Genomic DNA, 12,396 nt, shown 5'->3' on the forward strand with positions numbered 1-12,396 from the left:
ATTAACCTGCTTAAAAACCATATTTTTCTCTGTACTGCTTTGGTGTAAGGTACTCCAGTGCATATGCCGGGCGCTCTTCATTAAAGAACTTGACGTATTCATCAATCTGACCCGCTACGCCCTCTGTTGAAGTAATATGAAAATCTGAAAACAGCTCGGCTTTCATCCATCCATTAATGGATTCCATGGCTGCATTATCCGTTGGCGTTCCTGCTCTGGACATGGATCGTGTGATGTTATACGCCGGGAGCAGCTGGTTGAAATCCTTTGATGCATATACTGATCCCTGATCAGAATGAAGAATATGCTTAACGCCGGGGAATTTCTTCGTAAATTCAAGGTAGTCGTGCAGTCCGTTAATATATGTCATACGGTCTCCACGCCTTGAGGAAAGTGCGTGGGCGACAATCTCGTTATTCCAAAGATCCATATATATCGTCAGCTCATAGTATGTGTTCTTTACGTAGAATGCAGTCATGTCAGACACAATACATTGCGAGGGCCCATCTATGTTAATCCCTGCAAGCAGCAGATTTGGATAAGTCCTGGATTCACCAGGCTTTTTGTACTTATAGTGTTTGGAAACACTCTTGATCCCGGCCAAACGACAGCATTTATAGGCGTATGATTCAGACATGAAGAGGCCTGTGTCAAGCAGAAGCTTGGCCCTTAGCCAGCGGTATCCGTGGGATGGATACTTCTTATGCCATTCCTTGAGCAGTTCTATGGTATCCAAAAGACGATTCTTTTGTTCAGAAGGATGCCTGGTATGATACAGCCAATAGTAGAAGCTGCTACGCGGAATACCCAGCCTTTCACAAAGCAATTCGACAGGGAAGGAGCCGGAAAGCGCGACGATTACTTCGCAGTCTTTTTGACGTAAGTAATGAGCTTTTTTTTTGAATCATCTTCTTCTACTACTTCGTAACCAAGCTTCAGCCGCTCTTCTCTTATCCTGGCATCAATCAAGGCGCTGATGAGATCTTCCTTGGACATTTTCTGGTATTCATCGAGTTTGGCCGCTTCAGGAATAACTTTTGCTTTGGCAAGACCGTAATCACGGGGCTTGGATGTTTTAGGTGGAAGATGGTTTGTGTTCCTATACATCCTCATATATTCTCTAGCAGTTTGAGCACTGATGCCGTATTTGCCTGCAGCTTCGTATTTATTGATTTGATCCTCATAAATCTGGCGACCAATGTTCATACGCTCTTTCTTTGTGTACTTCATAAGACTGCCTCCTGTATGAAATCTGAATGTGGCGTCCAATGTTTTTAATTCTGATTCCAATATACTACAAAGGCTGTCTAAATTCTTATCCCACCCCTGTCCAGTTTTAGCATAGCACTCGAGTTTTAGGTTATTTTTGCAAAGGGTGGTTTTTTAACAGCCACTAAGTATAGCACGGGTTGTTGTGCCCCCGCTTGCGGGGGAAAGGTGGTGGCGCCAGCCACCAAAGGAGGGCGCCGCCGTAAGGCGGCATTTATATTGGCGCCGCAAGGCGCCGTACCTCCCCAATCGGTCAGCCGGCTAAAAGGAAGGCCTCTTATTGGGCAGGCTAGAGGCCAACTTCGGCTGACTTGCGTATCCCATGCGGGATACGCACAGAGCGGTACTATATAACTCCCCTGGGCGGAGCCCTCAAACCGTCCGGAAGGCGAAGCCGATCACAGGCAGAACCCTTGGCGCCCAGGGCCGAAGGCCCGGCGGCGCCATCAACCCTCGCGGCGAAGCCGCGTCAACCTTCGGGAATACCGCCAAGCGCCGATTCCCCCTCAAAAGCCCATGGCATCAAGTATCGCACACAGCAAAAAGGGGATGTGACAAAATTCATCCCAACAAAAAAGGCTCTGCCCCGGATCATTTGGTCCGGGGCAGAGCCTTTCGTGTTATAATTTTTTACAATGAAAAATAACAACACTAGCAATCATTTTACCGCAGAACAAGGCATTTTGCCAATGTTTCCCTCTGAGATTCTCAATGTCGATGATCCTGTTTTAATGTATGACAGATTTATGGAGGAAATCGATCTTAAAAAGTACCTTCGTTACATACCGACGCGTGGCGCTGGCAGACCCAGGTATAATCCCGTCAACATGCTGAAAACGATCATCTATGGTTTCGCAGAAGAAGGATATTGCTCTTTTAGAAAACTTGAAGATAATTGCAGGGTTAATATCAGATATATGTACCTGATGAATTATGAAGCCCCATCCTATCGGACATTCTGTCATTTCGTGAAGGGCTTTCTTAAGTATTCTCTCAAGGATATCTTTTATTCAATTACGAAAGAACTCTGCGGCAAACTCAACGTGGATTTGCAGCATATATATATTGACGGTTCCAAGTTTGAAGCGAACGCAAATAAATACAGCTGGGTATGGAAGAAATCCGCTGAAAAATCCCGCTACAAGCATTTTGCCAAGATTACCAGCCTTTTTGAGTTACTCAATGATGATCTTAAGTATGACCATATGAGTGTAAACATCAATACAGAATACGCTCCGGACTATCTGCGTCTGGTATTGGATAAATTAAAAGAAATCTGGCAGATTGATGAGACGGCCTTTGTTCATGGAAGCGGGCATCGCAAGTCCGATCATCAACGCAAGTATGAGCAGCTTAAGGCATATACATCAAAACTTGAAGAATATGTTGAGAAGATACAGATATGCGGTACTTCCAGAAACAGTTATTCGAAGACCGATACGGATGCAACATTCATGCGAATCAAGTCGGACTACATGGGAAATGATCAGCTTCTGCCTGCATACAATGTCCAAATAGGTGTTGCCGATGAATTTATTGCCGTAATTGATGTTAACCAGTATCGTTCAGATATGGATTGCTTCGTACCGCTGATGGAGGAATTCCACGAAGTCTATGGGGCTTATCCTAAGTATCCTGTGGCAGATGCAGGATATGGATCTTTCAACAATTACATCTATTGCGAGCAGCACGGTATGGAAAAGTATATGAAATTCCCCATGTACAAGAAAGAAACGAAAGACAAGAAATACCATACCAATCCGTTTCGGCCAATAAACTTTAGAGTTGATGAGAATGGAACCATCCGTTGTCCAAATGACAGGGCTTTCAAATTTATCTATAGACATCTGGTCAGAGGGAACTTATACGGCAGGCAGGAGGAAGTATTTGAATGCGAAGACTGCCAAGGATGCCCGCTGGCAGAGCAATGTAAAAAGACCCCGAAGAACAAAAGAATCTCATTGAGCAGAGAACGGAATAACATGTACCAGGAGGTTCAGGATAATCTGGAAAGCATCCATGGAGCCCTGCTAAGAATGAACCGGTCAATCCAGGCTGAAGGAACTTTTGGAATCATGAAACATGACAGATGGTACAAAAGAATCGTCAGAAAAGGGATAGATTCTGTAAAAGCCGAGTTATACCTGGTAGCACTTGGCTATAATTTAAGGAAATACATCACAAAAATAATGCGTATAAGGATTGCCGCCTAAGACAATATAATTAAAAGTCTTATGGGGGTAAGGGGGCTTACGCGCATTTTTACGTAAAAGGCTTACAGCAGAGCTAAAAATGATGAAATAAAGACGCAAAAAAGAGGCTGCAACAAAATGATTAACCATTTTGTCACAGCCCCTTTTTTATTATTCCTGTCCATGCAGGGCTTCATGGCCGCCATGGCCATGTACTCCGTGATGTTCGTCCTCCTCTCCCTCTGCAAATTTAAAGAACTGCACATAGGCCTCAATGTATTCCCGGCCCGCCTCAAGGTCATTCACGTCGAAATCCCTGAGGGCCATGACCCGCTGGAAACGGCGCTCCAGCTCCGGCTGCTTATCCTTATCCACCAGATGTTCCAGGGGCTTCAGATTTCCTTCTTCAATGCTCCTGTCCGCCGCCTTCACCCTCTCATCAATCGGCGTTCCATGGGGCTTCACCCCTTCAAAAGGCGCCCCCTCTCCGGCCCGGTGGTCCCGGAGGAGGATTTCAAAGAAATACTGCTCTGCCAGATTTCTGGTATCTGCATTGATATCCATCACCTTCATGCTCAGATTAAATGCCCGGGTCACTTCCCCCTCATACCGGGGCTGCACCCACTTCAGCGCATAATTCACATTATCCGTTTTCATGGCCTTCAGGGCATCCTTCACCGTCGGCCCGTCCATGGTATCGCAGTGGGCCTCCGCCGCCACCGGCGCCAGCAGCAGCATTCCCACCGCCAGCCCAAGGGCCGCTTTCCTCGCCAGACCTTTTATCGCTGTCATTTCCATAATTGTGTTAATCATAATTATCGTCCTTTCCTGTTTATACGAGCATTGATTGATGAAATTTGAAATTTATTTGTAGATTCTCACCATGGAGAACTTGAACTTCGTCACCGCCTGCAGATGGTGAAGGGTGCCTTCCTTCAGATAGAGGAAATCTCCCTTCTTCACGTTGAGGTCTTTTCCTCCCACATGAAGCACCGCTTCCCCTTCCAGGGCCTGGAAAATGAGGTCCGACGGCGCTTTGTGGTCCGGAATCAGCACTCCCTTATCCACTGCCATGAGCACGTGCTCCGCCTTGTCATTGCTGTCAATCACCAGCGGATGGAAAGCACCGTCCTGATAATCCACCTTATCTGCCAGATTGAAAATTTCGTTTTCCTGAATTGTGTCCATCATTGGAATCATCCTTTCCTGTTTCACTGGAGCTCTGTAAGCTCGGATTTCTTTATCTGTAAATAGTATAAAGAAACGGGGCATCTAAAACATTGATACATATCAAGAAATGTAAATATTTCTTTTTTTCATGTATAATAGAAGAAAAGAAATAAGAAAGGATATCCCATGAAAGAACATCACTGCACATCCATCGTCCCCCTTTTCAACCACCTTTCCGAAGAGGAACAGGACAAAATCGAAAGCCTCGTCATTCACCGCCACTTCAACAAAGGCGAAACCGTCTGGCAGCCGGGAGACGACCCCCTCCTCATCATCGTGGCATCGGGCTCTATGAAAGTCTACATGATTGCAGGAAACGGGAGGGAACAGCTCCTCCGCCTCCTCACCCCCGGCAGCTACGAAGGCGCCAACGCCCTCCTAGGCGCCAGAGCCCAGGACCTCTTCATCGACACTTTGGAAGCCACCGACGCCTGCCTCCTCCGGAAAAGCGACTTCACCGCCCTCCTTGAGAAAACCCCAAAGCTGGCCCTGAAACTTCTGGAAATCAACGCCCAGCGCATGGCGGACACAGAAAACCAGACCCGCTTCCTCATGATGGAAAGAGTAGAAACCAGACTTTCCGCCTACCTTCTGAGCCTCTCCCTCCTAAGCGGCGGCGCGGCGGACCTGGAAATCCCCATGAAAATGAAAGACCTCTCCGCCTACCTGGGCACCACCCCCGAAACCCTCTCCCGTAAACTCCACCTGCTGGAAGAAACGAACCTCATCAGCCGGAAAGGGAAGAAATCGAGTGCTATGCTAAAACTGGACAGGGGTGGGATAAGAATTTAGACAGCCTTTGTAGTATATTGGAATCAGAATTAAAAACATTGGACGCCACATTCAGATTTCATACAGGAGGCAGTCTTATGAAGTACACAAAGAAAGAGCGTATGAACATTGGTCGCCAGATTTATGAGGATCAAATCAATAAATACGAAGCTGCAGGCAAATACGGCATCAGTGCTCAAACTGCTAGAGAATATATGAGGATGTATAGGAACACAAACCATCTTCCACCTAAAACATCCAAGCCCCGTGATTACGGTCTTGCCAAAGCAAAAGTTATTCCTGAAGCGGCCAAACTCGATGAATACCAGAAAATGTCCAAGGAAGATCTCATCAGCGCCTTGATTGATGCCAGGATAAGAGAAGAGCGGCTGAAGCTTGGTTACGAAGTAGTAGAAGAAGATGATTCAAAAAAAAAGCTCATTACTTACGTCAAAAAGACTGCGAAGTAATCGTCGCGCTTTCCGGCTCCTTCCCTGTCGAATTGCTTTGTGAAAGGCTGGGTATTCCGCGTAGCAGCTTCTACTATTGGCTGTATCATACCAGGCATCCTTCTGAACAAAAGAATCGTCTTTTGGATACCATAGAACTGCTCAAGGAATGGCATAAGAAGTATCCATCCCACGGATACCGCTGGCTAAGGGCCAAGCTTCTGCTTGACACAGGCCTCTTCATGTCTGAATCATACGCCTATAAATGCTGTCGTTTGGCCGGGATCAAGAGTGTTTCCAAACACTATAAGTACAAAAAGCCTGGTGAATCCAGGACTTATCCAAATCTGCTGCTTGCAGGGATTAACATAGATGGGCCCTCGCAATGTATTGTGTCTGACATGACTGCATTCTACGTAAAGAACACATACTATGAGCTGACGATATATATGGATCTTTGGAATAACGAGATTGTCGCCCACGCACTTTCCTCAAGGCGTGGAGACCGTATGACATATATTAACGGACTGCACGACTACCTTGAATTTACGAAGAAATTCCCCGGCGTTAAGCATATTCTTCATTCTGATCAGGGATCAGTATATGCATCAAAGGATTTCAACCAGCTGCTCCCGGCGTATAACATCACACGATCCATGTCCAGAGCAGGAACGCCAACGGATAATGCAGCCATGGAATCCATTAATGGATGGATGAAAGCCGAGCTGTTTTCAGATTTTCATATTACTTCAACAGAGGGCGTAGCGGGTCAGATTGATGAATACGTCAAGTTCTTTAATGAAGAGCGCCCGGCATATGCACTGGAGTACCTTACACCAAAGCAGTACAGAGAAAAATATGGTTTTTAAGCAGGTTAATGCCTTTTGTCCAAATTAAGAGTTACACAATTTCATTTAATTTCACTTATTTAATTTTTTGACATCTAATTTTTGAGATTTTGTGTCCAAAATACGTTGACCAGTGCAGAAAATCCATATTGCAGATAGGGACGGGCTGAAGCAGATGGCGGAGGGGTAACGTTTAGAGGGTTCAGAGAGAGCAGAAGGTTCTTAAGATTGATGGGCCCTTTGGGCCCAAAGGTTCTTAAGATTGATGGGCCCTTTGGGCCCAAAGGTTCTTAGGTTTGACGGGCCTTTGGCCCGAAGGTTGTGGTGGCGCCATTGGAGCCGCACTGCGGCTCAGGTTCAGAGGGTTGTGGATAGCCGCTTCGCGGCTATGTTTATAAAGACAGCGTTACGGGATTCCCTTCCCACCCTACGCGTCATTCTGAACGAAGTGAAGAATCTCGGTGCAGGCAGCCTATGAGGCAAATGCCGGTAAATACCAGTCGGCGGCGGTGGTGGGCGGCCTATAAATGATGTAGGCCGCCTCTTATGATTAAACCAAACAACCGCGCCTTTGGCGCGAAGGGAAAACAAGCAAACCGGGCTTCGCCCGTGGAAATGCACCGGGGGTGCGGATATTTTTTTGGACCATTCTGGTAGTACTTACATTATCCCTAAGCTTTCTCTGTATTCTACTGGACTCATGCCGCCCAAGGTAATTTTAATTCGGTCTTCATTATACCAATGAAGATAATCGTCTAGGTAAGCTATGAATTCTTTAATGGATACACCTATCCAGCTTCTATTATAGAACATTTCGTTTTTTACTCTTCCAAAGACACCTTCACAAGCAGCATTATCCGGCGAGCACCCTTTTTTCGACATGGATCTTGTCCAGCCGAATTTCTTCATCAAGGCGATCCATCCAGGCCATTGGTAATGTATACCGCGGTCTGAATGAACGATAGGATGCTTGTCATCGCCCAGGGCCTCTCTCGCTTTTACCAGCATGGTATTGACCAGTTTGGCATTCGGCGACGTGCCGATCGTCCATGCGACAATCTTGCCGTCAAAGACGTCAGTTATAGCTGACAGGTATACTTTCCCTGCAGATATGTGGAATTCCGTAATATCTGTGAGAAGCAGCTTTCCTAATTCGTCGGCATGAAAATTCCTGTTAACGAGATTAGGGGCAGGTGAAATTTCTCCTTTGTAGGAGCTATACTTTTTAGCTTTTTTGCGGTATGGAACCAGATGATCCTCTTTCATAAAGCGGCGGACGAGCTTCTCAGAAAGAATTTTCCCATCTTTTCTGAGCGCTAACCAGATTCTCCGGTAACCATAAACCGACCGGTTCTTCTTAAATTTGTCTTTGATGGTTTCGCGTATTTCCGCATATTTATCTCCCGCCTTCATAGCGGATTTCTGGTAGAAATATGAGGCTTTAGCCATATTTAGCACCGTCAGCAGTTTCTTCAGGGGATACTTGCTGCGGCTCAGAAGGGCATCAATCACGATGGCTTTTTCCCGATTGGTCAGTGTTTTTAGACTGATGCCCTCTTCTTTTTTTATTGTTTCTGCAGCTATCTCGAGGGCTTCGTACTCGATCCGTTTAATAAGAGTCTGCTCGCCAAGCTCCTTATACTCTTTCGCAAGTGTCTGGCACTTTTCATCAAGAGACTTCGTCTTCTCTCCCAGTGACTGATTGGCTTTCAGCAATGCTTTATTCTCTTTGCGGAGGTTTTCCATATTTCTAAGCAGTACTTGCATTTCTTCTTTTAAAGATTCAATCGTTACTTCCGAGTCCTTTTTAGACATTGTTGCCAGCCTCCTTTGGAACAATTCCTCGAGGAAGCCTAAGTCCTTGTAGATAGCGTTAGAGGCTATCTCAATTTCTTCGAATGGATTCTCCTGAATCAGTGGACTGCTTCCCGTCTGTCGATCTTGCCCCCATTTTACAGGGTTCTGGTCAGCTTGCCAATGATCGTTTTCGTTAAGGTTGTATTTCTCAACCCATATTTTCAATCTCTGCGTGCTGCTGGGATAGCCTATTTCCCTGATGGTGCGCCGCAGATCGCCGCAATTTACGAAGTATTTGACGGCTAATGTTTTTTGTTTGAGAGAATATCCGTCATCAAATCCGTCTACTTCGTGAATCTCTCTGGAGAACTTGAATTCCCGGCACCATTGACGCAACACTTTTATGTCGTGAGGATAGCCGAGCGTTCTCATAATGCCTTTGAGCCCCATGCCCGAATCGACGTGCAGTTTGACTGCCTTTAAGCGCTCTTCATGCGAATACATAAATTGACCTCCTGACACCTCTGTCAATTGGTCCAACTTTTTGTCCGCGTCCCCACCCCTTCTGCCTACGGCACCTCCCCCGGAGGGGAAGGTCAGCTCTCCGCTTCCTTGTAGAGTCATGTGGCACAATGCTGAGTACCCATAGTCCCACCAGCGAAGCTGGGGGGAAGGTGGTGGCGTCAGCCACAAAAGGGGGGCCGCCGCCGACAGGCGGCATACAAAATGGCGCCGCAAGGCACCGTACCTCCCCAATCGGTCAGCCGACTAAAAGGAAGGCCTCTTATTGGGCAGGCTAGAGGCCAACTTCGGCTGACTTGCGTATCCCATGCGGGATACGCACAGAGCGGTACTATATAACTCCCCTGGGCGGAGCCCTCAAACCGTCCGGAAGGCGAAGCCGATCACAGGCAGAACCCTTGGCGCCCAGGGCCGAAGGCCCGGCGGCGCCATCAACCCTCGCGGCGAAGCCGCGTCAACCTTCGGGAATACCGCCAAGCGCCGATTCCCCCTCAAAAGCCCACTGCCTCAAATGATACACACAGCAAAAAAGCACCAGTCATCAGACTAGTGCTTCTTTCTTAATCAGCAGCTTGTTCCTCCCGGCGATTCCAGCCAAAACAGCACAGGTGCCATAAATGCTAAGCATGCAAAAAGCACCAGCCTTTCGACTAGTGCTTTTTCCACTTAATCAGCAGCTTGTTCCTCCCAGCCATTCCAGCCGAGATGACACAGCAGGTATCTGCACAAATAAAAATAGCACTTACAATTAAGTAAGTGCTATTTTCTAGTTAATCAGCAGCTTCCTATCCTCCCAGGCCGCTTCCAGCCAAGTACTTTCGGCGTTTGTGAGCTTAACTACCGTGTTCGGCATGGGTACGGGTGTATCCTCACAGCTATCGCCACTGAATCTGAGAGTCTGTTCTCTCAAAACTATATAAAAGAAGTTCCGAAGGCTCTTTCAAGCCGGTCGTGCTTTTGTGAAATTAAGTTAAGACCTCGACCTATTAGTACTGCGTCGCTCCAAGCCTCGCGGCTCTTCCACTCACAGCCTATCAACCTCATCGTCTTTAAGGGGTCTTACTCATTGCTGATGAGAAGTCTCATCTTGGGACGGGCTTCACGCTTAGATGCTTTCAGCGTTTATCCTTTCCGGATGCGGCTTTCCAGCCGTGCCACTGGCGTGACAACTGGTACACCGTTGATCCGTCCACTCCGGTCCTCTCGTACTAGGAGCAGCCTCCCTCAAACTTCTTGCGCCCGCGATGGATATGAACCAAACTGTCTCACGACGTTTTGAACCCAGCTCGCGTACCACTTTAATGGGCGAACAGCCCAACCCTTGGAACCTACTCCAGCTCCAGGATGTGATGAGCCGACATCGAGGTGCCAAACCTCCCCGTCGATATGAACTCTTGGGAGAGATTAGCCTGTTATCCCCAGGGTAGCTTTTATCCGTTGAGCGATGGCCTTTCCACGCAGTACCACCGGATCACTAAGCCCGACTTTCGTCTCTGCTCGACTTGTCTGTCTCGCAGTCAAGCTCCCTTCTGCCTTTGCACTCTTCGGCCGGTTTCTGTCCGGCCTGAGGGAACCTTTGGGCGCCTCCGTTACTCTTTCGGAGGCGACCGCCCCAGTCAAACCGCCTACCTGAGATGGTCCGCAAGGTTGTTAATCTTCGCGTTAGAATCCCAGCAACAGAAGGGTGGTATCCCAACGTCGGCTCCATAGCAACCGAAGTCACTATCTCAAAGCCTCCCACCTATCCTGTGCGTCTGCCACCGGGATTCAATCTCAAGCTGCAGTAAAGCTCCATGGGGTCTTTCTGTCCAGTCGCGGGTAACCTGCATCTTCACAGGTATTTCAATTTCACCGGGCCCCTCGTTGAGACAGCGCCCAAATCATTACGCCTTTCATGCGGGTCGGAACTTACCCGACAAGGAATTTCGCTACCTTAGGACCGTTATAGTTACGGCCGCCGTTCACTGGGGCTTCAGTTCAAAGCTTCGCTTGCGCTAACCTCTCTCCTTAACCTTCCAGCACCGGGCAGGCGTCAGCACCTATACTTCAGCTTTCGCTTTCGCAGGCACCTGTGTTTTTGGTAAACAGTTGCTTGGGCCTCTTTTCTGCCACCCTTTTCTGTTCCGTGCGTTTCTGCACTTCGCCTACTCAGGGCCATCCTTCTCCCGAAGTTACGGATGCAATTTGCCGAGTTCCTTAACGAGGGTTTTCCCGCGCACCTTAGGATTCTCTCCCCGCCTACCTGTGTCGGTTTACGGTACGGGCGGATTTCGTCTCGCTAGAAGTTTTTCTTGGCAGTGTGGGATCCATGAGTTCGTCATAATCGCTTATAACTCCCCATCATGTCTCTGCTTTCAGAATCGGGGATTTGCCTCCGATTCAACATACGCACTTGGACGCGCTCTTCCAGTCGCGCGATCATGTGCCCTCCTGCGTCACTCCATTGCTCAAATGACTCCATCCGGTACAGGAATTTCAACCTGTTGTCCATCGCCTATGCGTCTGTGCCTCGGCTTAGGTCCCGACTTACCCTGAGACGACGATCGTTGCTCAGGAACCCTCGGGCTTTCGGTGGAAAGGATTCTCACCTTTCTTTTCGATACTCATACCGGCATTCTCACTTCTTATGTGTCCACATCTCCTTACGGTAATGCTTCTTCCCCATAAGAACGCTCCCCTACCCATTGCTTACGCAATGCCATAGCTTCGGTTCCGTGCTTGAGCCCCGGACATTTTCGGCGCAGCGTCTCTCGACCAGTGAGCTATTACGCACTCTTTAAATGGTGGCTGCTTCTGAGCCAACATCCTGGTTGTTTATGAAACGCCACATCCTTCGCCACTTAGCACGGCATTTGGGACCTTAGCTGATGATCTGGGCTGTTTCCCTTTTGACCACGGCCCTTATAAGTCGTAGTCTGACTCCCAGGTATAATTGCAGCCATTCGTAGTTTGACTGGGTTTGGTAACCGGGTAGGTCCCTCTCCTGATCAGTGCTCTACCGCCTGCAATCTTTACCCTGAGGCTAGCCCTAAAGCTATTTCGGGGAGAACCAGCTATCTCCACGTTCGATTGGAATTTCACCCCTACCCACACCTCATCCTAACCCTTTTCAACGGATATAGGTTCGGTCCTCCACACATTTTTACCTGTGCTTCAACCTGGACATGGGTAGATCACTGTGGTTTCGGGTCTATGCAGTCCAACTACTCGCCCTGTTAAGACTCGCTTTCGCTTCGGCTCCGCATTTCCTGCTTAACCTCGCTGGACCTCATAACTCGCCGGTTCATTCTTCAATAGGCACGCCGTCGACCTGATATA

Annotated in this window: 9 protein-coding genes and 2 rRNA genes (1 of these 11 only partly in view); 4 read left to right on the plus strand and 7 right to left on the minus strand. The window is 48.0% G+C overall.

The genetic code is table 11. The annotated features are described in order from the left end of the window. Window positions 1-10 precede the first annotated feature (10 nt). Window positions 11-859 (minus strand): IS3 family transposase, encoded by an 849-nt coding sequence (locus Dia5BBH33_RS09285; protein ID WP_117899158.1) that lies wholly within the window; start codon window positions 857-859, stop codon window positions 11-13. Then, on the minus strand, window positions 859-1,230 hold the full coding sequence (locus Dia5BBH33_RS09290) for a hypothetical protein (protein ID WP_022381565.1): 372 nt from the start codon (window positions 1,228-1,230) through the stop codon (window positions 859-861). Before Dia5BBH33_RS09290 ends, Dia5BBH33_RS09285 begins: the two co-directional genes overlap by 1 nt. 674 nt (window positions 1,231-1,904) lie before the next feature. On the opposite strand from Dia5BBH33_RS09290, the gene Dia5BBH33_RS09300 reads away from it, so the two are divergent. Beyond that, entirely contained in the window at window positions 1,905-3,482 is a 1,578-nt protein-coding gene (locus Dia5BBH33_RS09300; RefSeq protein WP_143332110.1) for an IS1182 family transposase, read from the plus strand. Between the two features lie 150 nt (window positions 3,483-3,632). Here the strand turns inward: Dia5BBH33_RS09300 and Dia5BBH33_RS09305 are convergent, their stop codons facing one another. Beyond that, window positions 3,633-4,274: a DUF6448 family protein gene (locus Dia5BBH33_RS09305; protein ID WP_143332870.1), complete on the minus strand. Its 642-nt coding sequence runs from the start codon at window positions 4,272-4,274 to the stop codon at window positions 3,633-3,635. 51 nt (window positions 4,275-4,325) lie between these two features. Beyond that, window positions 4,326-4,652 (minus strand): cupin domain-containing protein, encoded by a 327-nt coding sequence (locus Dia5BBH33_RS09310; RefSeq protein ID WP_162501792.1) that lies wholly within the window; start codon window positions 4,650-4,652, stop codon window positions 4,326-4,328. Between the two features lie 165 nt (window positions 4,653-4,817). Here Dia5BBH33_RS09310 and Dia5BBH33_RS09315 point away from each other — a divergent pair, with 165 nt between their 5' ends. From Dia5BBH33_RS09315 to Dia5BBH33_RS09325, 3 genes are all read left to right on the plus strand, one after another. Then, window positions 4,818-5,483 carry a Crp/Fnr family transcriptional regulator gene (locus tag Dia5BBH33_RS09315; protein WP_143332872.1) on the plus strand — a complete coding sequence of 222 codons (666 nt, stop codon included), beginning with the start codon at window positions 4,818-4,820 and terminating at the stop codon, window positions 5,481-5,483. A gap of 77 nt (window positions 5,484-5,560) precedes the next feature. Then, window positions 5,561-5,932, plus strand: a complete 372-nt coding sequence (locus tag Dia5BBH33_RS09320; RefSeq protein WP_022381565.1) for a hypothetical protein — start codon at window positions 5,561-5,563, stop codon at window positions 5,930-5,932. Continuing rightward, entirely contained in the window at window positions 5,932-6,780 is an 849-nt protein-coding gene (locus Dia5BBH33_RS09325; protein WP_117899158.1) for an IS3 family transposase, read from the plus strand. Before Dia5BBH33_RS09320 ends, Dia5BBH33_RS09325 begins: the two co-directional genes overlap by 1 nt. Before the next feature lie 639 nt (window positions 6,781-7,419). Here the strand turns inward: Dia5BBH33_RS09325 and Dia5BBH33_RS09330 are convergent. From Dia5BBH33_RS09330 to Dia5BBH33_RS09345, 3 genes are all read right to left on the minus strand, one after another. Beyond that, window positions 7,420-9,180 carry an IS3 family transposase gene (locus Dia5BBH33_RS09330; RefSeq protein WP_143332873.1) on the minus strand — a complete coding sequence of 587 codons (1,761 nt, stop codon included), beginning with the start codon at window positions 9,178-9,180 and terminating at the stop codon, window positions 7,420-7,422. Between the two features lie 670 nt (window positions 9,181-9,850). Further along, a 5S ribosomal RNA gene (rrf, locus tag Dia5BBH33_RS09340) occupies window positions 9,851-9,967 on the minus strand. A gap of 77 nt (window positions 9,968-10,044) precedes the next feature. After that, window positions 10,045-12,396: ribosomal RNA gene (locus Dia5BBH33_RS09345) — 23S ribosomal RNA — on the minus strand (it continues 573 nt past the right edge of the window).

The organism is Dialister hominis, assembly GCF_007164725.1.
In the GTDB taxonomy this organism is placed as follows: Bacteria; Bacillota; Negativicutes; order Veillonellales; family Dialisteraceae; genus Dialister; species Dialister hominis.